The sequence below is a fragment of the Caballeronia sp. LjRoot31 genome (assembly GCF_964253885.1).
Classification (GTDB): Bacteria; Pseudomonadota; Gammaproteobacteria; order Burkholderiales; family Burkholderiaceae; genus Caballeronia.
The window spans coordinates 1215542-1239375 of the sequence record NZ_CAXURX020000001.1; the positions used below are offsets into that span (position 1 = coordinate 1215542).

The window sequence follows — 23834 nt, forward strand, 5'->3', positions numbered from 1 at the left end:
GCGGCGAGCTTTTCGCGGGCGGCACGGAGGTTTCAAGTGAAATGGTGTGCAATGGTCGCGCTGTGCGCGACGTTGGTTGGTTTGGCCGGATGCGGCGTGGCGGCGGCGCCGTGCCGGGTGGCATCGGCGGGATTGAAGATGGTGCCGCTGGTCGGCCACGTGGCGGCCGCGCCGACCGATGCGTGCGCGGGCGTCATTGATCCTTGATGATGTTGGGCGAGTCGTTTGAAGGCGTCGGCTGTTCCGGCAGGCCGGGTTCGACGCCGCTCCGTGCATCCGACGCTTGGCGGTTGCACGGCGGGTTCACCGGGAAAGAGGTAACGAAAGGATAGAACGATGAAGGATGGAAAGAGGCAAGCACGGTTCCAATGGATGGAACGAATGGTCAGATCGATCGCCTTGACAGCCGGTACGATGGTTTTGATGTCCGTGACCCATTCGGCGGTCGCGATGCCGCTGACCGTGCCGCAGATTCAGACGGCGACGACCAACACGCTGCGTTACGAATGCCGCGGCGGCGGCACGCTGACCGTGCAGTACATGAACACGAAGAACAAGCAGAGTTTTGCGCTGCTGACCGTCGACGGCCGGAAGATGTTGTTTGTGAATGTTCTGGCGGCATCGGGGGCGAAATACGTTGGCGATCACTACACGTGGTGGACCAAAGGCCCAGAAGGTTCGCTCACCGACGACACCGCCGATCCGAAGGCCCCGCCGATACTTGCCGACTGCAAGACGGAAAGCTAGACAGCCGTTTGACCGCGCGATGAAAAAAGAGTCCGTTCCGATTCACGTTGGAACGGGCTCTTTGCATTCGATGTCCGATTTTTCGACTTCCGATTCATCCAGAACCTTGAACCCGGACGCCTGTAAGGTTTGAAGGCTAACGCTTCCGTTGACTTAAACGCGCGGCGTCGTCCGCGACATCGAATGGCTATCCGGAGTAAGGTTGTATCCGCACGCGCAAACCGCGTGCAGGTCAACTGACCATAAACGGACGGGCGGGTGCCGCGCGGCCTTCGTGTGGCTTTCTTGTGGCCTCATTCAGCAGCACCCGGTCCATTTCATTTCCGTCTTTTGCACGACATTTACCGTGCACGCCGTCCCCAAGCGAGACTCTCCATGAAAGCATCGGATCTGTTCGTCAAAGCGCTGGAAGCAGAAAAAGTCGAATACGTGTTTGGCATTCCCGGCGAGGAAAATCTCGATCTCCTCGAGTCGCTGCGCCGCTCCAAAATCAAGCTCGTCCTGACTCGCCACGAACAAGCTGCGGGTTTCATGGCCGCAACCTACGGCCGCCTGACGGGCAAGACCGGCGTGTGCCTGGCCACGCTCGGGCCCGGCGCGACCAATTTCGTGACCGCCGCCGCGTACGCGCAACTCGGCGGCATGCCCATGCTGATGGTCACCGGCCAGAAGCCGATCAAATCGAGCAAGCAAGGCAGTTTCCAGATCGTCGATGTCGTGCGCATGATGGAGCCGCTGACCAAATACACACGTTCGATGGTGTCGATCGGCAATATTCCGGCGTCGGTGCGCGAGGCGTTCCGGCGCGCGGAAGAAGAGCGTCCGGGCGCCGTGCACCTTGAACTGCCGGAAGACGTGGCGCACGAAGAGGGTGACGGCGCGCCGATCCCGAAGAGTTTCAGCCGTCGTCCGATTGCGGAGGAAAAGGCGGTGGAGCATGCCGTCGCGGCGATCCGCGAGGCGAAATATCCGCTCCTGATGATCGGCGCGGGCGCCAATCGCAAGACCACGACGAAGATGCTGCGCGAATTTGTCGACCAGATCGGCATTCCGTTCTTCACCACGCAGATGGGCAAGGGCGTGATCGATGAATCGCATCCCATGTGGCTTGGCAACGCCACGCTTTCCGATGGCGACTTCGTGCATCGCGCGATCGATCACGCCGATTGCATCATCAATATTGGCCATGACGTGATCGAAAAGCCGCCGTTTTTCATGCGCAGCGGCGACGGAGATGAAAAGACCGTGATCCACGTGAATTTCCTCGGCGCACAGGTCGATCCAGTGTATTTCCCGCAGATCGAAGTGGTGGGGGATATCGCGAACGCGGTGTGGCAGATGAAGGAATTGCTGAAAAAGAGCGAGCAAAACTGGGATTTTTCGCGCTTCAAGATGATCAAGGAACATTTCGACGCGCAACTGGCAAAGGGCCAGCACGACGACCGGTTCCCGCTTTATCCGGTGCGCATCGTCAAGGACGTGTACGACACCATGCCGAAGGACGGCATCATTTGCCTCGATAACGGCATGTACAAGATCTGGTTCGCGCGTTATTACCGGGCGCACGAACCGAATTCCATTCTGCTCGACAACGCGCTTGCATCGATGGGAGCGGGCCTGCCGTCTGCTATTGCAAGCAAGATCGTGCACCCCGACCGCAACGTAATGGCCGTTTGCGGCGACGGCGGTTTCATGATGAATTCGCAGGAAGTGGAAACGGCCGTGCGGCTGAAGCTCGATCTGGTGATTCTCCTGCTGCGCGACGATGCGTTCGGCATGATCCGCTGGAAGCAGGAAAACATGAATTTTCCGGATTTTGGAATGACGCTGCGGAACCCCGATTTCGTCTTATATGCGCAAAGTTATGGGGCGCTCGGGCATAGAGTGAATTCGGCGGACGAGCTCGCGCCCTTGCTGCGGGAATGTTTCACGACGCCGGGCGTTCATCTGATCGATGTGCCTATCGACTATTCGGACAACGAGCGCGTGTTGAACCGCGAAATCAAACGGCTCAGCGCGCAACTTTAGACCTACTAGCGGCTAAGCAGAGGCTGACATGCTAAAGAAAACCTATCCGTATTACCTGGCAAACGTCGCCGTCGCGGCGAACACGGACCTGGAAGTCACCGATAAATTCAGCGGCGAAGTGGCGACCCGCGTGGCAATGGCGGACGCGAAGGCGATCGATGCGGCCATCGGCCACGCCGTTGCCGCCCAGCGCGCGATGCGGGAATTCAAGCCGTATCAGCGGCAAGCGGTGCTCGATCATTGCGTGAAGCGCTTTCGCGAGCGTTTCGATGAACTCGCCGAGGCGCTGTGCATTGAAGCGGGCAAGCCGATCAACGATTCGAAAGGTGAGGTCACGCGGCTGATCGACACCTTCAGGGTCGCGGCCGAGGAGTCGGTGCGTATTGACGGCGGCATGATCAATTTGGAGATCGCGCCGCGCGCGGCCGGTTACCACGGCTATTACAAACGCGTGCCCATTGGCCCGTGCTCGTTCATCTCGCCGTTCAATTTCCCGCTGAATCTGACGGCGCACAAGGTTGCGCCGGCCATCGCGGCGGGTTGCCCGTTCGTGCTGAAACCCGCGAGCCGCACGCCCGTCGGCGCGCTCATCATGGGCGAAATTCTCGCCGAAACCGATCTGCCGAAAGGCGCGTTCTCGATTCTTCCGGCTCATCGCGACGGCGCTGATCTTTTCACCACCGATGATCGGTTCCGTCTCCTGTCGTTCACGGGATCGCCGGCGGTAGGCTGGGAGCTGAAGAAGAAAGCGGGCAAGAAGAAGGTGATTTTGGAACTCGGTGGCAATGCGGCGGCGATCGTCGATCGCGATCAGGCCGACCGGCTGGATTACGTTGTGGACCGGCTGGCGTTCGGAGCGTTTTATCAGTCGGGGCAGAGTTGCATCGGCGTGCAGCGGATCCTGATTCACGCCGATATCTACGACGCTTTGCGCGACAAGCTCATCGTGAAAACGAAGTCGCTGAAAATGGGCGATCCGAAGGACGAGAAGACCTTCGTCGGCCCGATGATCTCGGAATCCGAGTCGAAGCGGCTGGCCGGCTGGATGGAAAGCGCCGTGGCGAGCGGCGCGAAAATCATCGCGGGCGGCAAGGTCGAAGGCGCAATGTTCGAAGCGACGTTGCTGGAAGGCGTGCAACGCGACCAGGATCTGTATCGGAAGGAAGCGTTCGGGCCGGTCGCGATCCTGGAAAAGTTCACGGACTTCAGCCAGGCGCTCGAAACGGTCAATGACAGCGATTTCGGTCTTCAGGCCGGCGTGTTCACGGACAGCCTCACGAACGTGAATCTTGCGTGGGACGAACTGGAAGTAGGCGGTGTGGTGGTCAACGATGTTCCGTCATTTCGCGTTGATAACATGCCATACGGTGGTGTCAAGGATTCCGGACTGGGCCGGGAAGGCGTGAAATACGCGATCGAGGACATGACGGAATTGCGTCTGATGGTCGTCAGGGATGCGCCGAAACCCGTGCAGAAACCGAAATAGGCTGTTATAGCAGCCGAGGCCGCGCCGTCGAGGTCCGTCTGGCCGGGCTTCCCGGCCGCGGCGCCGCCTTGAAGGCGCGTCGCGGATCAACGTGATGGCGGGCGGGGGAGTGCTACAATAGCGGGCTTTCCCGTAGTCCGAGCGCCTCACCCGGCGGGGATCGGGAACCGGACGGGAAGCCAGGTCCTTGGGCCGGCAGATCGGTGTTCTTTCATATCGATTGCCAAGCTTTTTCATGCCTGCGGCGGTTGCCGTCATGGTCATGCAGCACCAGCACTTGCCACCCGTACTTAGCCGTTTGCACCCGCTTTGTACCGCTTACGTACTACGCCATCCGGTTGCGTCAGACCGGGTCAAGCGAGGATTCGCAGCGAAACGAAACCCTGCGGATCTGAAGTCCGCGCGTTGATCGTTGTTTGCCGGTTGCATCGACGAAACACGCGGTTCTTCTTCATCCGATGTCCATGAGCGGTGGAATGACCGCTCGCGCGCCGCTCCGGCGCATTTTTAGCGAAAGCGAAAGCCACCAAAGTCACCATGTCCGATTCCGTCGCCACGAACCCGTCCGCCGCTTCATCCGACGCCGCACCCGGGGCTGATTCCAGCACTGAAGTTCAAGCGAGTCCCGCCGCGCCCGCTGCCACATTCGCCCCCGCGCTCGAGTTGGGCGCCACTGAATCCGCGGTGCCCGGTCCCGTGCCCACGTTCGACCAGTTCGGCCTGTCCGCCGACATCCTGCGAGCGGTGGTCGATTCCGGCTACACGATCCCCACGCCGATCCAGGCGCAAGCTATCCCCGTGGTGCTGGCCGGCCGCGACATGATGGGCGCCGCGCAAACGGGCACGGGCAAGACGGCGAGTTTTTCCCTGCCGATCATCCAGCGTCTGCTGCCCATGGCCAGCACGAGCGCATCGCCCGCCCGCCATCCGGTGCGCGCGCTGATTCTCACGCCAACGCGCGAGCTCGCCGACCAGGTCGCCGCGAACGTGCAGGCGTATTCCAAGCACACGCCATTGCGCAGCACGGTGGTGTTCGGCGGTGTCGACATGAACCCGCAATCAGAAGCGCTGCGGCGCGGGGTTGAAATTCTGATCGCCACGCCCGGACGCTTGCTCGATCACGTTCAGCAAAAGACGCTGAATCTTGGCCAGGTGCAGATTCTCGTTCTCGACGAAGCCGATCGGATGCTCGACATGGGCTTCCTGCCGGATCTGCAGCGCATTCTGAATTTGCTGCCAAAGGAACGCCAGACGCTGCTGTTTTCGGCCACCTTCTCGGGCGAAATCAAGAAGCTTGCAGCAACCTATCTGCGTAATCCGCAAACCATTGAAGTCGCGCGCAGCAATTCCACGAACGCGAACGTTCGGCAGATCGTGTTCGAAGTCGCGGAAAGCGATAAATCCGGCGCAGTGACGCAACTGATTCGTGAGCGCGGCCTGAAACAGGTGCTGGTGTTTTGTAACAGCAAGATCGGCGCAAGCCGGTTGGCGCGTGTGCTGGAGAAGGACGGGATTATTGCGACGGCGATTCACGGCGACCGTACGCAGGGCGAGCGCATGCAGGCGCTCGACGCATTCAAGAAGGGCGAGATCGAAGCGCTGGTCGCAACCGACGTGGCCGCCCGGGGTCTCGACATCACCGATCTACCGGCTGTGATCAACTTCGACCTGCCGTTCAGCGCGGAAGATTACGTTCACCGGATTGGCCGTACGGGTCGTGCGGGCGCGTCGGGTGACGCTTTGTCGTTGTGCAGCCCGAACGAGCGCAAGCAACTCGCCGATATCGAAAAGCTGATCAAGCGGCCGCTGGAAGTCATGGTGCTGAAGGTCGACGTGCCGGTGCGGCGCGAATCGTCTTCCGCTCCTCGCCGGGAAGAGCGCTCGGCGCGGCCGGAGCGCGGTGAGCATCGGCATGCGCGTAGCGAGGAGCCGCGTCGTCGTTCGACATCGTTCGAGCGTTCGCATACGCGTCAGCAACCTATCGACGATTTCTTCCTGAAGCCGTACGAGCCGTCGGCGGCATCGACGAGAAAAACGCAGGATGACGCCGCTGCGGAAGCCGAACGCAAGAACACGCCGCGTCAGCCGCTGGCTGCGCTGCTCGGTGGACTGGGTATGCCGCGGAGAACGCCGTCGGGGTCTTGAGGTTATTGGATGGTGGTAGGGAGTGAAAAAAACGATGAAGCGGCAGAGATGCCGCTTTTTTGTTTTTCAACGCTCTATTTTCAACGTCCTGCAACAACGATCCTAAATCGCGAACCGCTTCGCCCATTGCGCCGTTACGTCGGAGAAAAACGCTTCGAGCGAACCAGCCGGGGAGGGATACAGACCGAGATGCTTCGCCGCTTGCGTCAACTCAATCAGCGGGGCTCTGGTATCAAGCGCCGTTGCACCCGTTTGCTTGCTGAGTTTCTCACCTTGTTCGTTCACTATGACCGGCACGTGCAGATAAGCGGGCGTTGAAACGCCCAGGCAGCGTTGCAAATAAATCTGGCGCGCGGTCGAGTCCAGCAGATCGGCGCCGCGCACGATATGCGTAATGCCAGCCGCTGCGTCGTCCACGACTACCGCCAGTTGATAGGCCCACTCTCCATCCGCACGCTTGAGCACGAAATCACCGACCTCTGTTGCCAAGTCCTGCGTTTGCATTCCCTGCCAGCGATCCTTGAAGCTCAGAACGGCGGCGTCGCCATCTGGAACGCGCATCCGCCATGCACGCGGTGGTTTTCCATGCAGCCCGTTGCGACATGTACCCGGATAAGCCAGCGTGGCGTGTCGAGCGTGTCGAGCGTGGCTGTGTGCGAGGGAATCGGCTATTTCGCGACGCGTGCAAGCACACGGAAACACGAAGCCGGCGGCCAGTAATTGCTCGAAGGCCTGCTGGTATGCAACTTCACGCTGACTTTGCCAGACCGGTTGTTCGGCGGAAACCATGCCGAACCTGCTCAGCGTGTCCAGGATTTCCTTGGCCGCGCCCGGCACGGTGCGCGGTCCGTCGACGTCTTCGATCCTGACCAGCCACGTTCCGCGATGAGCCCGTGCATCGAGAAAACTCGCCAACGCGCTCACCAGCGAGCCGAAATGCAGCGGTCCCGTGGGTGAAGGTGCAAAGCGGCCCCGATAGCCCGGTTCAGCGTTCATCCCGCTCTCCGACCTGTGAGCTTGGGCTGCAACGCGGCCATCAGATCAGCGCGGGGCGCGCGACGAAAGGTCGTGCGCCGCTGGCGTGCCGGAAGCCTCTGCGTGCGATTCGTGCGGGCCGTGGTTCGGGCTAGGGAACGACGCCTGGCCGTCTGCTGTTATCGCGGCGTGTGCCTCGTCGGTATCGGTGGCGTCGTCTTCCGTGGTTGCCGTGGCCCCCACACCTTGGGCTTCACCGTTCTGCGCAATCGCCGCCGGTTCGAGCGCGGCATTCAACGCCGTCCGGTGATCGAATACAAAACACTCACCGTGGTAATGCGCGCCGCCTACTTCCTCGAAGTATTTGAGAATGCCGCCCTCGAGTTGATAGACGTGGTCAATGCCCACTTCCTTCATGTGGATGGCCGCTTTCTCGCAGCGAATCCCACCCGTACAGAACGACACCACAGTCTTGCCATCGAGATCCGCGCGATGTTCCTCGATTACGCCCGGAAACTCGCTGAATTTCGCGATGCGGTAATCGAGCGCCTGATCGAAGGTGCCGACGTCGACTTCAAACGCATTGCGCGTGTCGAGCATGACGACGGGACGGCCCTCGTCGTCATGTCCCCGATCCAGCCACGACTTCAGCGTGGCCGCGCCGACGGACGGCGCCCGGCCCAGTTCGGGCCGGATTGCCGGTTTTTTCATGGTGATGATTTCGCGCTTCAGCTTGACGAGCATCTTGCCGAAAGGCTGCGTGGCCGACACGCTTTCCTTGAACTCTATATCGGCGAATTTCCCCTCGAAGAGCGAGTCAGTACGCAGGTAGTCCATGAACGTGCCAATTTGCTCCGGCTCGCCCGCGACAAACAGGTTGATGCCCTCCGGCGCGAGCAGGATCGTGCCGCGCAGGCCGAGTGCGGTGCACCGGTCAACAATCTGGGGACGCCAGTCGGCGCCGTTCTCGATGGTCACGAACTTATAGGAGGAAAGGTTGACGATGCTCATGACGCGAATGCTCTTAAAGTGCTGGAAAACGGGCGTTGCCGGAGGAAAAAGCGATTTCGACGAGCGCCAGGGGCGTTCACCGAATCCGTATTATCCCGCAAATGGCGCGCGCTTCCGACTCGACCGATCGGCCGATGAGCCCACGCCGATGCGGCACTTTTTTCATCCGGCTTGATTAGCCCTGGCCGAACGGCTAACGCAGCCGTCGGGGCGAATTTCGCGAATAGGCGCATGTACAATATCGTTCATGTCAGATCCCCGCTTTGTCCATCTTCGTGTTCACTCCGAATTCTCGATTGCCGACGGCATCGTGCGCCTTGACGACGTCGTTAAAGCCGCTGCCAAGGACGGTCAGGGCGCGCTCGCGCTGACCGACCTCGGCAACGCTTTCGGCCTCGTCCGTTTCTATAAGGAAGCGCGTGGCAAGGGTGTCAAACCCATTGCCGGCTGCGACGTCTGGATCACCAATCCCGCAGATCGCGACAAGCCCTCGCGTTTGCTGTTACTGGTGAAGAACCAGCGCGGTTATCTCAACCTGTGCGAACTGCTGTCGAAAGCCTGGTTGACGAATCAATATCGCGGCCGCGCCGAAGTCGAATACGAGTGGCTGGAAAGCGGATTATCGGAAGGCTTGCTGGCGCTGTCGGGCGCGCAGTATGGCGATATTGGCATGGCATTCGCCGCCGGTAACGATCAAGCCGCGGAACGTCACGCGGAGCGCTGGGCCAAGCTTTTTCCGGGTGCGTTTTACATCGAGTTGCAGCGCGCGGCGCTGCCGGGCGGCGAGACCTACATTCAACAGGCCGTCGCGCTGGCCGCGAAGCTCAAGCTGCCGGTAGTCGCTACGCACCCGATGCAGTTCATGACCCCGGACGACTTCACGGCGCACGAAGCGCGCGTGTGTATTTCCGAAGGCGATATGCTCGCGAATCCGCGTCGTCAGAAGCGCTTCACGACCGAGCAATATTTCCGTACGCAAGAGGAAATGTGCGCAATGTTTGCGGACATTCCATCGGCGCTCGCCAACACGGTCGAAATTGCGAAGCGCTGCAACCTGACGCTCGAACTTGGCAAGCCGAAATTGCCGCTGTTCCCGACACCCGATGGCATGTCGCTCGACGACTACCTCGTGCATTTGTCGAAGGAAGGTCTTGAGAAACGGCTGATCCAGCTTTATCCCGATGAAGCCGCGCGCGAAGCGCAGCGCGAGACGTATTACGCGCGCCTGGAATTCGAGTGCAAGACCATCATTGGCATGGGCTTTCCGGGCTACTTCCTGATCGTCGCCGACTTCATCATGTGGGCGAAGAACAATGGCGTGCCGGTCGGTCCGGGCCGTGGTTCGGGCGCCGGTTCGCTGGTCGCGTACGCGCTGTTCATTACCGACCTCGACCCGCTCAAATACAACCTGCTGTTCGAACGTTTCCTGAATCCGGACCGTGTGTCGATGCCTGACTTCGACATCGACTTCTGTCAGGAAGGGCGTGACCGCGTCATTCAGTACGTGAAGCAGAAATACGGCGCGGACGCCGTGTCACAGATCGCGACCTTCGGCACGATGGCGGCGAAGGCGGCTGTGCGCGATATCGGCCGGGTTCTCGACCTGGGTTACATGTTCACCGATGGCATCGCCAAGCTGATCCCGTTCAAGCCAGGCAAGCACGTGACCATCGCGGATGCGCTGAAGGAAGAGCCTACGCTGCAGGAACGCTTCGACAATGAAGACGAAGTGCATCAACTGATCGAACTTGCGCAGCGCGTGGAAGGGTTGACGCGTAACGTCGGCATGCACGCGGGCGGTGTGCTGATCGCGCCGGGCAAGCTCACGGACTTTTGCCCGCTTTATACGCAGGGTGAAGACGGCGGTGTCGTCAGCCAATACGACAAGGACGACGTGGAAGCGGTCGGGCTGGTGAAGTTCGACTTCTTGGGTTTGACTACGCTTACGATCTTGGACTGGGCGGAGCGGTATATCCGCAGGTTGGACCCATCGAAGGAAAACTGGAGTCTGTCGCAGGTTCCGCTCGACGATCCCGCTTCGTTCCAAATCCTCAAGAAAGCCAATACGGTTGCTGTGTTCCAGCTGGAAAGCCGCGGCATGCAGGGCATGCTGAAGGATGCGCAGCCTGACCGGTTCGAGGACATCATCGCGCTGGTGGCGTTGTATCGGCCGGGTCCAATGGACCTGATCCCAAGCTTCTGCGCGCGTAAGCACGGTCGCGAAATCGTGGAGTATCCGGACCCGCGTGTTGAATCCGTCCTGAAAGAGACCTACGGCATCATGGTCTATCAGGAGCAGGTGATGCAGATGGCGCAGATCATCGGCGGATATTCGCTCGGTGGCGCCGACTTGCTGCGTCGCGCGATGGGTAAGAAGAAGGCCGAGGAAATGGCCGAGCATCGCGAACTGTTCCGGCAGGGCGCGGCGAAGAATGGACTGACCGCCACCAAAGCCGACGAAATCTTCGACTTGATGGAGAAGTTCGCCGGCTACGGTTTCAACAAGTCGCACGCGGCCGCTTACGCGTTGCTCGCGTATTTCACGGCGTGGCTCAAGGCACATCATCCGGCCGAATTCATGGCAGCGAATATGTCGCTCGCCATGGACGACACCGACAAGGTCAAGATCCTGTTCGAGGATTGCCTGGTCAACAAGATGGCCGTGTTGCCGCCGGACATCAACCAGTCGGCGTACCGCTTCGAACCGGTGGCCGAAGCTGACGGCACACGTTCGAAGACCATTCGATACGGCCTCGGCGCGGTGAAGGGCAGCGGGCAGGGTGCTATCGAAGAAATCTTGCGCGCGCGGGAAGAAGCGCCGTTCACCGATCTCTTCGATTTCTGCATGCGGGTGGATCGGCGCATGGTGAACCGGCGCACGGTGGAAGCGCTGATCCGTGCCGGCGCATTCGATTCGCTGCACGAAAACCGCGCGCAATTGATCGCATCGGTCTCTCTTGCAATGGAAGCGGCCGATCAAGCCGCGGCCAACGCCATGCAGTCCGGCCTCTTCGACATGGGAGACGAACCCCAGCAAGGCCACGAGCTTCTCGACGAACCCATGTGGTCGGACAAGAAGCGTTTGCAGGAGGAGAAGAGCGCGCTGGGTTTCTACCTGTCGGGTCATCTCTTCGACGCCTACAAGACCGAAGTGCGGCGTTTCGTGCGCCAGAAGATCGGCGAATTGAAGGAAGGGCGCGACAAGCTTGTCGCGGGTGTGATCACGACCATGCGCACGCAGATGACCCAGCGCGGCAAGATGCTGATCGTGAATCTGGACGACGGCACCGGCCAGTGTGAAGTCACCGTGTACAACGAGCAGTTCGAAGCGAACAAGGCGCTCTACAAGGAAGACGAGTTGCTGGTCGTGCAGGGTCAGGCGCGTAATGACGCGTTCACTGGCGGCATTCGCTTCACGGTGGATGCGGCAATGGATCTCGAACGTTCACGCAGCCGCTATGCGCAGGCGGTGAAGGTGGAAATGAACGGCAACGCCGACGCACTGCGGCTTAAGAAGGTGCTGGAAGCGCATAGCGCGCCGCCTGAACAGGCCGCTGCGCCGGTATCGGCAGCAGTGCAGGCACCGTCGCGCGGAGGTTCGCGAGGCGGTGATCGCGACGGCGGCCGTGGCCAGCGGCAGCCGGTGCATATCCCGAATGGCCTGAACGTGAGTATCGTGTATCGCAGCGAGCATGCGGAGGGCGAAGTGCGGCTCGGCGACGCGTGGCGTGTAAAACCCACCGACGATCTCATTACGGCATTGCGCGGGGAATTCGCGGGAAGCTCGATCGAAATCGTGTATTGATGCGCGCCGGGATGAAAGTCGCCATCTCCGCCAACGCGCTGAAACTCAGCGGTGGACTTGAACGTTACGCGCTGGACCTGATTCGAGGGCTCAACGCGGCCGGCTTCACCGGCGAGCGCAAGCCGGTGTTTTTCGCGCGCAAGATCGATGCGTCGCAGCCGGAAAGCCAGATGGTCGATGCGCGCCGGATCAACGTGTCGTTCCTGCCTTCCAGGTTGCGCGACACGTATTACAACTGGGCGCTCAAACGAGCGCGCAAGAAAGCGCGGGTGGATCTGCTGATTGGCTGCAATCGTGTGGAGTCCTCCGAGATAGCGATTTGCGGCGGTACGCATATCGGCTTTCTCGCCGCGACCGGCCGGCGCGAGCGCCGCTCGGACAGCCGCCAGATTGCGCTGGAGCGTTTGCAATACCAGCAAGCCAGCGTGATCGTCGCGCACTCGGAAATGATGCGCGACGAATTGCGCTCGCTCTACGATGTGGCCGACTCAAAGATCCGCGTGTTGTATCCGCCGGTGGACGGCACACGGTTTTCCCCTGTGCCGGACGAGAAGCGCAGCGAGCTGCGCAAGCAGTTTGGTTTCGCCGATCACGAAATCGTGCTGCTGTTTCCGTCGAGCAGCCATGAGCGCAAGGGGTTGCCGCTGATCGAGGCGGCGCTGCGTGACAGCGGTCTGCCGGTGGTTGTCGCGGTCGCCGGGCGGCCGCCCGCGCAGACCTCGGCGCAGGTGCGCTATATCGGTTACGCGAGGAATATCGAAGACGCTTATCGGGCTGCGGACTTCACCGTGCTTGCTTCGAAGTACGAGCCGTTCGGGCTGGTCGGTATCGAATCCGTCATGTGCGGGACGCCGGTGATTTTCCCAACCAGCGTAGGCTGTTGCAGCGCGATTGCGGACGACGCGAAATTTACCTTCCAGCCGGGCGATGCAGATGGCCTGCGGCACGCCGTCCGGCGCGCACTGGATGCAAAAAATACCAACGTGACGTCGGCATCCATTCTCTACGACACCAGCATTGCCGCGCACATCAAGTTGTTGCTGACGCTTGCCGAGGGCGTCGCTGCCAACATGCCGGTCAGCGCATCCGGTTCAGTTCAGCGAGCTTGAGAAACCGGTAATACACGGTCTGCGCATTGAACACGGCAATCATGAAACCCGCGCGGCCGTCGAGAAAACCGCGTCGCAGAAAGTAGGTACGAACAAAGGCCCATGCCCCGCGCAGCACCGCAGTGCCCAAACTGCCGCGTTTGCCCGCCGCATGGCGTTGACGCGCGCCGGCCGTGGAGTAGTTATCCATCTTGCGCAGGACGGTTTCGAAGTCCTCGTAGGAATAGTGCATCAGCTTGCCCTGCAGACGCGCGACCTTCGTTGCATCCGGGTTCGTCAGCACTAGCCGCTCGTGCACGAGGTCATCGGAGAAACGAGCCGTGCCTCGTTTGAACAGGCGCGGAATCCAGTCCGGATACCAGCCGCTATGCCGCACCCATTGCCCGCAAAAATTCGACAGCCGGTCGATCGCGTAGACCTCGGCTTGCGGCTTCGATAGCGCCGCACGGATCGCGGCGCCCAATTCCGCCGAGACCACTTCGTCTGCGTCGATGGACAACACCCAGTCGGTCGTGAGCGCATCGAGCGCGCGATTTTTCTGCGGCCCGAACCCCGGCCAGTTGGGCGCCTCAATCACGCGCGCGCGATGCGCCTCCGCTATGCCGACCGTTGCGTCGGTGCTGCCGCCGTCGATCACGACGATTTCATCGGCGAAGGAAACCGCCTCGAGACACTGCGCGAGGCGTGCGGCTGCATTGAAGGTAATGAGGGCAATACCGAGCGTTGGACGAGTCATGGGGCTTAAGCGTGGGGTATGCGAATTGCTATAATTTGATGCAAAAAGTTTCAGCGGTGAATGCTGCGTTTATAGTCGCTGTCTCGATGCGTTGTCTCGTCCCTAGCAGGGCGTGCGAGGGCGTGCGGGGCTTGGCGAAAACGGGTGAATTCACGCCATACGCATTGCGCATCAATCCTGGCCGCCCGGCCACCGTTATACCAGACCAGTAGCCGCATGCTCCGGTCGGCCGGGCCCCGGGCCTGAAAAGCCGCGGCCCGGGGTGAGCCCGAATGCGCTGAAAAGACGCCAACGCGCGCGGCCCGGCGCACGAAATTCAGCGCACTAACACAGCGCCAGAAACGCATGAAACACACGAAACGCAGGGTCCGCAGCCCGGCGCCCAGCGCTCGTCGTCGTTCACCTTGAAACCATCAAGATTCACCCGGAGTTCGCCATAGCAATGAAACCGCTGAGAATTCTGCACAGCGAATCGTCCAACGGATGGGGCGGTCAGGAACATCGGACGTTCAAGGAAATGCTCGCGCTGCGCGAACGCGGTCATACGCTCGAACTCGTGTGCGTACCGGGTGCGCGGCTCGGCGAGCGTCTTCGCGCGGAAGGTTTTACGGTCCACACCACGACCATGCGTTCAGGCGCCGACGTCAGCGCGGTTGCGCATATGCGGCATATTCTCAAGCAAGGCCGCTTCGATGTGCTAAATACCCACAGCGGTCGCGATAGCCTGCTCGGCGGCGCCGCCGCGCGGCTCTCGGGCACGCCGCTGATCGTGCGGACGCGGCATCTGGCGCTCGCCATCACGTCGCGGGCGACCTACACGTGGCTGCCGCACAAGGTGGTGGCGGTGAGCCAGTCGGTGATGCGTTACCTGGTGTCCGCGGGCGTGCCGCAGAAGGATATCGTCACGATCTATACGGGCATCGTCAAGTCGCAGCCGGTGAGCCGCGTGAGCTCCACGCTGCGCGCGGAACTGGGTCTTCGCGAGGACGCGGTGATCGCGGGCACGGTTGCCATCATGCGCGACAAGAAGGGGCATCCCGACCTGATCCGTGTCGCGAAACCGTTGATCGAGCAGCGGCCGAACCTGCATTTTGTCTTCGCCGGCGACGGTCCGCTCTTCGACGAAATCAGCGCGAACGTGCAGGCGCAGGGCCTTGGCCGTCACATTCATTTACTCGGCCTGCGCCGCGATATTCCGAACGTATTGGCGGGCTTCGACCTGTTTGTGCTGCCGACCCATCAGGAGGCGCTGGGCACGTCATTCATCGAGGCAATGGCAGCAGGCCTTCCGGTGATCGGGACGGCGGTGGACGGCGTGCCGGAAGTGATCGATGACGGTGTGAACGGCCTGCTCGTGCCCGCGCACGACGACCGCGCGCTGGCCGCCGCGCTGCTACGTCTGGTCGATGCTCCCGACGAACGCCGCCGCATGGGCGCGGCCGGTTTGCGGACCACGCAGACGCGCTTTTCCGTCGATACCATGGCCAGCGAGATGGCCGGGTTTTACCGAAGCAGCTTGAGCGAGCGGGGCGCCGCATGAACACGGCGCTGAATACGGCGCGTGCAGTGCCCGTGCTGATGTATCACCACGTGAGTCCGGCGGCCGGCGCGGTGACGGTGTCGCCCGTGCATTTCGCGGATCAAATGGCCATGCTCGCGCGCGAGGGTTACACCACGCTCGGCGCGCGGGCGTTCAGCGAGTTTCTGGCGGGCAAGCCGGTGCCGGCGAAGTCGGTCGTGCTCACCTTCGACGACGGTTATCTCGACAATTGGGTTTACGCGCATCCGGTGCTTGCAGAACACGGTTTTACCGCGCTCGGATTCCTTGTGTCTGGCTGGGTGAACAGTGGTCCTGTGCGCCCGAACGCGGTGGACCCGGCGTTCCACCTGAACTTGAACTTGCTGGGCCACTCGGCAGCGAAGGCGGCGATCGAGGCCGGTGAGACCGACCGGGCCATCATGCGCTGGTCAGAAATCGATGCAATGCGTCAAGCCGGGACCTTCGAGTTTCACAGCCACACGCACACGCATACGCGCTGGGACCGCGTGAGCGGCAATCCAGCTAGCAAACGCGCGAGCCTGCGCGATGACCTGCTGCAAGCACGGGCGACGCTCGCGCATCACCTTGGAGAGGTATCGGATCATCTCTGCTGGCCGCAAGGCTATTTCGATACCGACTACGTGGAAGAAGCGCACGCGGCGGGTTTCCGTCATCTATACACCGTTGAACCCGGTACCAACCAGCATCACGGCAATCCGGGGCGCATCTTGCGGCTGGACGTGCGCGACAAGCCGGCCACGTGGCTGAAAAGCCGTCTGTGGGTGCATAGCCGGCCGCTTCTCAGCGGTCTTTACCTGAAAATCAAATGACGGTTTGCCGGCGGTTTTCCCGTCCCTTGCTGACCCGCCGGGAGCTGCCTTCGGGCTTGCCCGTTTCGATAATTCCGAGCACTTATTACGATGCATGATCGCCACGTTTCCGTCATTGGCCTGGGCTATGTGGGTTTGCCCGTCGCCATTGCATTCGGCTTGCAACGCCGCACTATCGGTTTCGATACGAGCCCGGCGCGGCTAGCCGATCTGCGCGCGGGCCTCGATCGCAATGGCGAAACCAGCCGCGAGGAACTGGCCGCTACTCTTCTGGAACTGACCGATAGCATCGAGGTGCTCCGGCAAGCCAATTTTCATATTGTCGCGGTACCCACGCCGATCAGCGCCGGCGCGCAGCCGGATCTGATGCCGGTGAAACGGGCGTCGGAGACGGTGGGTCGCGCGCTTAAACGCGGCGACGTGGTGGTGTACGAATCGACGGTCTATCCCGGCGTCACGGAGGAAATCTGCATCCCGATCCTCGAACGTGAATCGGGCCTCAAGCTGGGCGTGGACTTCACGGTTGGCTACAGTCCGGAGCGCATTAATCCCGGCGACAAGCAGCACACGTTTTGCAATATCGTGAAGATCGTGTCCGGGTCGGACGCCGCAACGCTTGACCTCGTGGCGCGGGTCTATGGCTCGGTGGTGACGGCCGGTGTGTACCGTGCCGGTTCGATCAAGGTGGCCGAGGCCGCGAAGGTTATCGAGAATACGCAGCGCGACCTGAATATTGCGCTGATGAACGAGGCGGCCATCATCTTCGATTACCTCGACATCGACACGCGCGAAGTCCTGGACGCCGCCGGCACCAAGTGGAACTTCCTGGATTTCACGCCGGGACTGGTGGGCGGACATTGCATCGGCGTGGACCCGTATTACCTGACGCACAGGGCGCAGGTTTCCGGTTATACGCCTCAGGTGATCCTCGCCGGGCGGCGCGTGAATGACGGCATGGGCCGTTTCGTGGCCGATCGCGCAGTGAAGACGCTGATCCGGACCGGCCGCGCACCGCTGCATGCAAAGGCGACGGTGCTCGGGCTGACGTTCAAGGAGAATTGTCCGGATCTGCGCAATTCGAAAGTGATCGATATCGTGCATCACTTGCAAGACTACGGACTCGATGTTCAGCTTCACGATCCGCTCGCGGATACGGTAGAAGCCTTCGATGAATACGGCGTGACGCTGACCAGTTTCGACGCGCTGGAACCGGCCGATCTGATCGTTCTGGCGGTTCCGCATCGTGATTTTCTGGCGAAGACGGACGCGTTGCTGGCGCTGGCGAAACCGGGCGCCGTGTTCGCCGACGTAAAGTCCAGCCTGCCGCTTGACGTCATCAGCGCGGCCGGTCTTGTAGTATGGCGGTTATGAAAACCCGGGCTCACCACGACCAACCGGCATAATCTCGATTTCACGTAGGAACGCCACCCGATGAGCCGACTTTCCGGACGCGTGCGCATTTTCGCCCGCGCGTTGCCCCGGCTGGCGTTGAAGCCATTGCGCCACAAGCCTCGAGTCTTGAAGCGCATCCTGATCGCGCATCATTTGCTACTCGGCGACACGCTTTTGCTCACGCCGCTCGTCGCGAAACTTCGCGCACAAAATCCTGACGCGCAGATTGTGCTGACCTGTCCCAAGCCGATCGTGCCGCTTTATGCGGGCAGGCCGTTTGGCATCGACGTCATTCCCTTCGACCCGCGCGATTTCCGCTCGGTCAATGCGGTGCTGCGTTCGGGACCGTACGATCTTGGCATCGTGGCCGGGGATAATCGACACGCATGGCTTGCGTTGGCGGCGGGGTGCCGCTGGATCGTCGGACATGCTGCGGACACACCGGCCTGGAAAAACGCGCCGCTCGACGAAGCCGTGCCGTATCCCGACGCGCCCGCGGCATGGGCGGATCTCGCGGCCGAACTGGTGGCCGGGCCACCGCCGCGGCCTTATCGGCTGAGCGACTGGCCGGCGCCTGCGCCCGCCGCGTTCTCGGAGCCTGACGCGCGCGTGTTGCGACGTCCTTACGTGGTGTTACATCCGGGTGCGAGCACGGCGGTCAAACGCTGGCCCGATGAACGCTGGAAGGCACTGGCGGCGTTTGTCGAAGCGCGGGGTTTCACGCCTGTGTGGAGCGGCGGACCGAGCGAGACGGCGCTGATCGAGGTTATCGATCCCGATGCCCGCTATCCGAATTTCGCGGGCCGGATCGATCTGGGACAGGTATGGCACCTGTTCTCCGGCGCGCGGGCGATCGTCTGTCCGGACACGGGCGTGGCACACCTCGGGCGTCTGACCGGCGTGCCGACGGTTACCTTGTTCGGCCCCGGTAACGCGGTGATACATGGCGCGGGAAACTACTGGCGCGATGCGCCGTTCATGCCGGTTACTATCGCGGACATGCCGTGCCGCGATGAACCGGTTATTTTCAGACGGCACGTGGCCTGGGCTCGCCGTTGTGACCGCAATACGACGACTTGCGTCGCATGGCGCGGTGACCATGCGGACTGCATGGGATTTATTTCGCTTGAGGTCGTCTGCAACTGCTTGCAGGCGGTCCTTCCGGGAGTGCAATGACGAAGACGTGCAAGCAGGTGGAACGCGTTCTGTGGGTGGCGTGTCCAGTGATTATGTTTGTCGCGATGTTTGCCCACATGACTGCGTTCGAGAACATGGCGCTGGGGCTGGTGGGTATCGGCACGATCGCCGCGGCTTGTTCTTCGGAGCGGCCGTCGCCGCTGCACTGGCCGCTGCTGTGGCCTATCGTTGTCTGGAGTGCGTGGGCGCTGGCGTCGATCGCGTGGTCGCCGTATCCGCGCGACAGCATGCACGCGTGGCTCGACGAAGTGTTGTATCCGCTGGTGTCGTTCTTCGCGTTCTGGCTGATCGGCACGCGCACGGCCAGACCTGAGCGGATGGTGTTGATCAACTGGGTGGCCTGCGTGCTGCTGGCCGCCGGCAGCCTGTATTACTGGGGCCGTTTGCAGCCGCCCACGAATCCCTCCGACATCCTTCTCCACTATTACAACCGCGTCGGCCACACAAGCACACTCGCCATCTTTTCGATGACGCTCTTCACCGGCCTGATGCTGAACCGCCGCTGGTGGCCGATCGGCCTGAGCGGGCTGGTGCTTGCTTTTGTCATCGGGCTGGCGACGCTCAACCGTTTCTTTTGGCCGGCCGCAGCCGTGACGCTCGTGATTGCGTGTTACCCGTTGTACCGGAAACACTTGCTGGTCGCGGGCGTGTGCATTGCGGTGATCTGCGTGGCGGCGGTCGGCACGCTCGAATTGAGCGCACGGCTTCGTTACGGCCATGCCATGCCGACACCCGCTGCGCGGGAGTTGAAGATGGGCGGGGACCAGGTGTACGTACCCAAGGCGCTGGCGGGCATTGGCGACGTCATGTCTTCCGATACCCGTCCCAAACTGTGGGCATTCTACGGTCGTGAAGGCGAGTCGCATACGTGGACGGGCGTTGGTTTCGGCAAGCCGTTGCCGGGGCGGGTATTTCAAAGCGAAATACCCCCCGCGCTGCTGGAGACGGAACCGCAGGCGCTGACGCATGCGCACAACCTGTTTTTGAATACATGGCTGGAGACGGGGATAGTGGGCGTGGTGCTGGAGGCTGCGCTGCTGATTGCGTTGATCCGGCGCTTCTGGCGGTTGCGGCATGTGGTGCCGTGGCTGAGCGCGGCGGGCATGGCGCTGGTTATCGGGATGATTGCAAAGAATTTCACCGACGACTTCATGTGGCAGACCACCGCGCTTGCCTTTTGGTGTTTTTCGGGGCTCCTGCTCGGTCGCGGCGAGCGCCTGGCGGGGAGGGTTGCGCCGGCGCGACGGGCTTTATCGCAGCAGTAGCGGCGGAAATTCAACTTGGCCGTGGCTCTCGCCCGGACGAGCCTCTGGGTGAGTCTCCTGGCGAGCCTCTTAATGAGACAAGAGGGTCCGGCGCATTACAATAGCGGTTTGCCGCATCGGCGGGATTCAGCGCGCTCAGCGCCGCCCGGGCGCAGGTTCAGTCCTGCTCCGCCCGCCGTCCGCCGTGCGATCCACGGATCCACGGGATCCACGACTAAGGACACCTTTTGAGTCAGAAGCCAACCTTGAGCAAGACGATCGGCAGCGGGCAGACCACGTCGCCGGCCGCCGTGATGAGCCGGCTCTGGCCGTACATCCGCCCCCTGATCTGGATTGTCGCGCTCGGCCTGATCGCCATGGGTTTCGTCGCCGCGAGCGAGGCAGGCATTCCCATGCTGCTCAAGCCGCTGCTGGATCACGGCTTTGGCGCGAAAGGCAGCGCCAGCGCCAAGTGGATCGTGCCGGCCGCCGTGGTCGGCCTCGCGGTCGTGCGGGGCGGCGCGCAATACGCGTCGGGCTACTTGCTCGCTTATGTCACCAACAAGATCCTGCTCGAACTGCGTCTCAAGATGTTCGACCGGATGATCCACACCAGCGCCGGTTTCTTCCAGCGGGAAACGGCCAGCACGATCATCAACGCCATCGTGTTCGAGGTGAACCAGATCCTCAACGTGCTCCAGAGCGTGGTCGTTACGCTCGTGCGCGACTCGCTGACTGTCGTGTTCCTGCTGGGTTACCTGTTCATCCTCAACTGGCGGCTGACGCTGGTGATCGCGGTGATCCTGCCGGCTATCGGCTGGCTGGTGAGCAAGATCAATCGCCGGTTGCGGCGGCTCAATCGCGAGTCGCAATTGCTGACGAACGAACTGTCGTACATCGTGGAAGAGACCGTTGGCGGTTATAAGGTCGTCAAGGTGCACAACGGCCAGCGCTACGAAAACGATCGTTTCACCGAAATGAGTAACCGCCTGCGCGGTTACTCCATGCGCATGACGGTGTCTGGCGGCCTCGCGCAACCGCTTACGCAGTTTTTAGCGTCGATTGCACTGGCGATCGTGATCACCATTGCCGTGGTGCAGTCGGCGAATGACCAGACGACCGTCGGCGGTTTCGTGGCGTTCGTCACCTCCATGCTGCTGGTGATCTCGCCGCTCAAGCATTTGATCGATATCAACCAGCCGCTGCAGCGCGGCATGACGGCGGCGGAACTGATCTTCGGTCTGATCGATGAACCCGTCGAGCCAGAAGGCGGCGGCCGGCCGCTCGTGCGCGCCAGCGGCGAGGTGGAGTTCCGCGAGGTGTCGTTCAGTTACGGATCGACCGGGACGCCCACGCTCGACGCCATCTCGTTCAAGATCGCGCCCGGCGAAATGGTGGCGCTGGCCGGTGCGTCGGGAAGCGGCAAGACCACGCTGGTCAACCTGTTGCCGCGTTTCTTCGATCCCGCCAGCGGCGCGGTGCTGGTCGATGGCGTGCCGCTGCCCGAGTACAGCCTGCACGATCTGCGCGGACAAATGGCCATGGTGAGCCAGGACGTGGTGCTCTTCAACGACACGATCGCCGCCAACGTCGCGTACGGCCAGACGCCGGATCGCGAGCGGGTGATGGCGGCGCTTGCCGCCGCGAATCTCGCCGATGTCGTCGCGGCCATGCCCGACGGCGTGGACACGCGCGTGGGCGGCAATGGCATGCGCCTGTCGGGCGGGCAGCGGCAGCGGCTGGCTATTGCTCGGGCGATCTACAAGGACGCGCCTATTCTTATCCTCGACGAAGCCACGTCCGCACTCGATTCCGAGTCCGAACGGCACGTGCAGGAAGCCTTGGAAACGCTCATGAAGGGGCGCACGACGCTGGTGATTGCGCACCGCCTTTCGACCATTGAACGTGCCGACCGGATTCTGGTGATGGACGCCGGGAAAATCGCGGAGCAAGGCAGCCACGCCGAGTTGCTGCGCCACAACGGGCTGTACGCGAATCTTCACCGGATTCAGTATCAGCAACAGGCCGCCTGAAGCTTTTTCGTTTTGAATCGATGCGCGCCCCTGGTCGGAACGGCCAGGGGCGCGTTTTTGTTTTTTGGGGAGCGTGGAGGGGCCGGTTGAGTCCTGCGCAGCGGATGGCGTTTCAGCGGAGCCCGGGGTAGACGGCTGTGCCTGACGAAGCGCTGAAACCTATGGTGCTCGCGAATTAACCGCCGCATTTGTACTGCCCAGCGGGTCGAGGCGCCCGCTCCGTTATGGACGAATGTGCTTGCGGATCAAGCGCCGCGTTTATTCCGCCCAGCAGGCCGAGGCCCCCATTGCACTATGACCGAACAGCCACGGTGGGCGCGGCCGTAGCGCGCCTCTGCAGCTTCTTACGATACATCAACGTCCATACCGTGAGCGCGCCATAGATCGCGTAACCGATGAACGGCGAAACGACCAGGAAACGCTCGATCGGCCAGTGCCACGCCAGCCAGCTTCGAAGCGCGTTCTCGCCCGTCAGGCCGAGACCCCACACGGCCGTCATCAGACGAACCGATCGACGCAGCGCAGGCCGTTCGTTCCAGAGCGCTTCGAAGCGCGCCGCGCCGCCTTCGCCTTCACGCGCGACGGTTGCCCGAGCGAGGTAAAAGGTGAGCGGACGCCGCATCGCAAGCGACAGCAGGAACACGATGCCGATAGCACCGGAGGCCATCGATTCACGCATCAGCAGAAGACGCGGACTGCCGCCGAGCGCCATCAGCACAATGGACAGCACGATGCCAAGCAGGACCAGGATGCTGAGGGCATCGACGCGGCGGGTTCTCCCGAACTCCACGAGACTCCAGACGACAGGCGGCACCGCCGATGCGTACAGCGCGCCGAGCTCGCCCCAATGCGGCAACGCGAGCCGATACGCAACCCACGGCAGTACGAGATTGACTCCGAGTTCAACGACAAGACCTGCGCGTATCTTCATGACGAAATGGTGCCGGGGAAGAGAAGGGTAAGCGTTAAGGGAAGCAATGAGAAAAGCACGGCGCGAGCGATCCTCATTGCGTGAACACGGACACGATGATCGCTATCCACAGCGCACCTACGCCGCCCAAAAACGCGTGCCGTGCGAGACGCAGGCGGGATTCATCGTCGGGGCGCTTCGTGGGTGACGTGGCGAGCCAAGGCACTGAACCCAGGCACGCGAAACCGGCAAGCGCCAGCAGGGCGACACAGACATCGCCCGCGCGCCAATGCGAGCCCTCGTGGATGCCCCAGTAACCGAGGAACACGATACCAATGGAAAACACCGTTGATGCGGCCGAACTGAGTGCCTGGACTGATCCCGCTGGAAATTGCATGACCTGTCTCCCGACACGCGTGAAAGCACGCGAGATGTCGCCATCATAGGTGAAACAGGCCGGGGGAAAGGAGATGCTGCAAGGATGAGCGCGAGCGCAGGCGCCTGGAAGCGGCGCTTTGGGTCAGGCTCAGCCATCGTCTCTGCTTGGCGCGCTTTCTCTCACGATTTCGCTCGTGATTTTCGCTCGTGCCGCCACGGGCAGAATCCACCCCTGACGCGCGCGCCGAACCTATCGGCTAGTCCCTGA

Annotated in this window: 18 protein-coding genes; 13 read left to right on the forward strand and 5 right to left on the reverse strand. The window is 61.7% G+C overall.

Annotated elements, in window-relative coordinates; genetic code table 11:
- Positions 1 to 51 precede the first annotated feature (51 nt).
- From ACSQ8V_RS05310 to ACSQ8V_RS05330, 5 genes are all read left to right on the forward strand, one after another.
- Entirely contained in the window at positions 52 to 207 is a 156-nt protein-coding gene (locus ACSQ8V_RS05310; protein WP_346730470.1) for a DUF6726 family protein, read from the forward strand.
- 174 nt (positions 208 to 381) lie between these two features.
- Complete coding sequence (locus tag ACSQ8V_RS05315; RefSeq protein ID WP_436205090.1) at positions 382 to 747, forward strand: MliC family protein; 366 nt, start codon at positions 382 to 384, stop codon at positions 745 to 747.
- A 375-nt stretch (positions 748 to 1122) separates the two neighbouring features.
- Entirely contained in the window at positions 1123 to 2775 is a 1653-nt protein-coding gene (locus tag ACSQ8V_RS05320) for an acetolactate synthase large subunit (protein WP_213763470.1), read from the forward strand.
- Between the two features lie 28 nt (positions 2776 to 2803).
- Positions 2804 to 4261: an aldehyde dehydrogenase family protein gene (locus tag ACSQ8V_RS05325; RefSeq protein ID WP_436205091.1), complete on the forward strand. Its 1458-nt coding sequence runs from the start codon at positions 2804 to 2806 to the stop codon at positions 4259 to 4261.
- 537 nt (positions 4262 to 4798) lie between these two features.
- Positions 4799 to 6406: a DEAD/DEAH box helicase gene (locus ACSQ8V_RS05330; protein ID WP_213763468.1), complete on the forward strand. Its 1608-nt coding sequence runs from the start codon at positions 4799 to 4801 to the stop codon at positions 6404 to 6406.
- 102 nt (positions 6407 to 6508) lie between these two features.
- On the opposite strand, the gene gluQRS is transcribed toward ACSQ8V_RS05330, so the two are convergent.
- Both gluQRS and ACSQ8V_RS05340 read right to left on the reverse strand, forming a co-directional pair.
- Positions 6509 to 7402, reverse strand: a complete 894-nt coding sequence (gluQRS, locus tag ACSQ8V_RS05335; protein WP_436205092.1) for a tRNA glutamyl-Q(34) synthetase GluQRS — start codon at positions 7400 to 7402, stop codon at positions 6509 to 6511.
- A gap of 45 nt (positions 7403 to 7447) precedes the next feature.
- Positions 7448 to 8392, reverse strand: a complete 945-nt coding sequence (locus ACSQ8V_RS05340) for a sulfurtransferase (protein WP_436205093.1) — start codon at positions 8390 to 8392, stop codon at positions 7448 to 7450.
- A 238-nt stretch (positions 8393 to 8630) separates the two neighbouring features.
- On the opposite strand from ACSQ8V_RS05340, the gene dnaE reads away from it, so the two are divergent.
- Together dnaE and ACSQ8V_RS05350 are read left to right on the forward strand one after the other, a co-directional pair.
- On the forward strand, positions 8631 to 12197 hold the full coding sequence (dnaE, locus tag ACSQ8V_RS05345; protein WP_213763534.1) for a DNA polymerase III subunit alpha: 3567 nt from the start codon (positions 8631 to 8633) through the stop codon (positions 12195 to 12197).
- Positions 12198 to 12208: 11 nt separating this feature from the next.
- Entirely contained in the window at positions 12209 to 13306 is a 1098-nt protein-coding gene (locus tag ACSQ8V_RS05350) for a glycosyltransferase family 4 protein (RefSeq protein ID WP_436205094.1), read from the forward strand.
- Here ACSQ8V_RS05350 and ACSQ8V_RS05355 read toward each other — a convergent pair.
- Positions 13275 to 14042 carry a glycosyltransferase family 2 protein gene (locus ACSQ8V_RS05355; RefSeq protein WP_436205095.1) on the reverse strand — a complete coding sequence of 256 codons (768 nt, stop codon included), beginning with the start codon at positions 14040 to 14042 and terminating at the stop codon, positions 13275 to 13277. The two genes, ACSQ8V_RS05350 and ACSQ8V_RS05355, sit on opposite strands and share 32 nt — an antisense overlap.
- A gap of 442 nt (positions 14043 to 14484) precedes the next feature.
- Between ACSQ8V_RS05355 and ACSQ8V_RS05360 the strand changes: the two genes are divergently transcribed.
- From ACSQ8V_RS05360 to msbA, 6 genes are all read left to right on the forward strand, one after another.
- Positions 14485 to 15582 (forward strand): glycosyltransferase, encoded by a 1098-nt coding sequence (locus ACSQ8V_RS05360; RefSeq protein ID WP_436205096.1) that lies wholly within the window; start codon positions 14485 to 14487, stop codon positions 15580 to 15582.
- Positions 15579 to 16412 carry a polysaccharide deacetylase family protein gene (locus tag ACSQ8V_RS05365; RefSeq protein WP_436205097.1) on the forward strand — a complete coding sequence of 278 codons (834 nt, stop codon included), beginning with the start codon at positions 15579 to 15581 and terminating at the stop codon, positions 16410 to 16412. The genes ACSQ8V_RS05360 and ACSQ8V_RS05365 overlap by 4 nt, the downstream gene beginning before the upstream one ends.
- Positions 16413 to 16502: 90 nt before the next feature.
- Positions 16503 to 17783, forward strand: coding sequence for a nucleotide sugar dehydrogenase (locus ACSQ8V_RS05370; protein WP_436205098.1), 1281 nt, complete (start codon positions 16503 to 16505; stop codon positions 17781 to 17783).
- Between the two features lie 60 nt (positions 17784 to 17843).
- Entirely contained in the window at positions 17844 to 18980 is a 1137-nt protein-coding gene (locus ACSQ8V_RS05375) for a glycosyltransferase family 9 protein (protein ID WP_436205099.1), read from the forward strand.
- Positions 18977 to 20266 carry an O-antigen ligase family protein gene (locus tag ACSQ8V_RS05380; RefSeq protein WP_213763460.1) on the forward strand — a complete coding sequence of 430 codons (1290 nt, stop codon included), beginning with the start codon at positions 18977 to 18979 and terminating at the stop codon, positions 20264 to 20266. The genes ACSQ8V_RS05375 and ACSQ8V_RS05380 overlap by 4 nt, the downstream gene beginning before the upstream one ends.
- 293 nt (positions 20267 to 20559) lie before the next feature.
- On the forward strand, positions 20560 to 22278 hold the full coding sequence (gene msbA, locus ACSQ8V_RS05385) for a lipid A export permease/ATP-binding protein MsbA (RefSeq protein WP_436183096.1): 1719 nt from the start codon (positions 20560 to 20562) through the stop codon (positions 22276 to 22278).
- 292 nt (positions 22279 to 22570) lie between these two features.
- On the opposite strand, the gene ACSQ8V_RS05390 is transcribed toward msbA, so the two are convergent.
- Both ACSQ8V_RS05390 and ACSQ8V_RS05395 read right to left on the reverse strand, forming a co-directional pair.
- Entirely contained in the window at positions 22571 to 23209 is a 639-nt protein-coding gene (locus ACSQ8V_RS05390) for a VC0807 family protein (protein ID WP_436205100.1), read from the reverse strand.
- A 73-nt stretch (positions 23210 to 23282) separates the two neighbouring features.
- Positions 23283 to 23585, reverse strand: coding sequence for a hypothetical protein (locus ACSQ8V_RS05395; RefSeq protein WP_436205101.1), 303 nt, complete (start codon positions 23583 to 23585; stop codon positions 23283 to 23285).
- Between the last annotated feature and the right edge of the window lie 249 nt (positions 23586 to 23834).

Coding starts and splice junctions, on each gene's coding strand:
- ACSQ8V_RS05310 (WP_346730470.1), top strand. CDS start 52: ATGGTCGCGCTGTGCGCGACGTTGGTTGGTTTGGCCGGATGCGGCGTG.
- ACSQ8V_RS05315 (WP_436205090.1), top strand. CDS start 382: ATGGTCAGATCGATCGCCTTGACAGCCGGTACGATGGTTTTGATGTCC.
- ACSQ8V_RS05320 (WP_213763470.1), top strand. CDS start 1,123: ATGAAAGCATCGGATCTGTTCGTCAAAGCGCTGGAAGCAGAAAAAGTC.
- ACSQ8V_RS05325 (WP_436205091.1), top strand. CDS start 2,804: ATGCTAAAGAAAACCTATCCGTATTACCTGGCAAACGTCGCCGTCGCG.
- ACSQ8V_RS05330 (WP_213763468.1), top strand. CDS start 4,799: ATGTCCGATTCCGTCGCCACGAACCCGTCCGCCGCTTCATCCGACGCC.
- gluQRS (WP_436205092.1), bottom strand. CDS start 7,402: ATGAACGCTGAACCGGGCTATCGGGGCCGCTTTGCACCTTCACCCACG.
- ACSQ8V_RS05340 (WP_436205093.1), bottom strand. CDS start 8,392: ATGAGCATCGTCAACCTTTCCTCCTATAAGTTCGTGACCATCGAGAAC.
- ACSQ8V_RS05350 (WP_436205094.1), top strand. CDS start 12,209: ATGAAAGTCGCCATCTCCGCCAACGCGCTGAAACTCAGCGGTGGACTT.
- ACSQ8V_RS05355 (WP_436205095.1), bottom strand. CDS start 14,042: ATGACTCGTCCAACGCTCGGTATTGCCCTCATTACCTTCAATGCAGCC.
- ACSQ8V_RS05360 (WP_436205096.1), top strand. CDS start 14,485: ATGAAACCGCTGAGAATTCTGCACAGCGAATCGTCCAACGGATGGGGC.
- ACSQ8V_RS05365 (WP_436205097.1), top strand. CDS start 15,579: ATGAACACGGCGCTGAATACGGCGCGTGCAGTGCCCGTGCTGATGTAT.
- ACSQ8V_RS05370 (WP_436205098.1), top strand. CDS start 16,503: ATGCATGATCGCCACGTTTCCGTCATTGGCCTGGGCTATGTGGGTTTG.
- ACSQ8V_RS05375 (WP_436205099.1), top strand. CDS start 17,844: ATGAGCCGACTTTCCGGACGCGTGCGCATTTTCGCCCGCGCGTTGCCC.
- ACSQ8V_RS05380 (WP_213763460.1), top strand. CDS start 18,977: ATGACGAAGACGTGCAAGCAGGTGGAACGCGTTCTGTGGGTGGCGTGT.
- msbA (WP_436183096.1), top strand. CDS start 20,560: ATGAGCCGGCTCTGGCCGTACATCCGCCCCCTGATCTGGATTGTCGCG.
- ACSQ8V_RS05390 (WP_436205100.1), bottom strand. CDS start 23,209: ATGAAGATACGCGCAGGTCTTGTCGTTGAACTCGGAGTCAATCTCGTA.
- ACSQ8V_RS05395 (WP_436205101.1), bottom strand. CDS start 23,585: ATGCAATTTCCAGCGGGATCAGTCCAGGCACTCAGTTCGGCCGCATCA.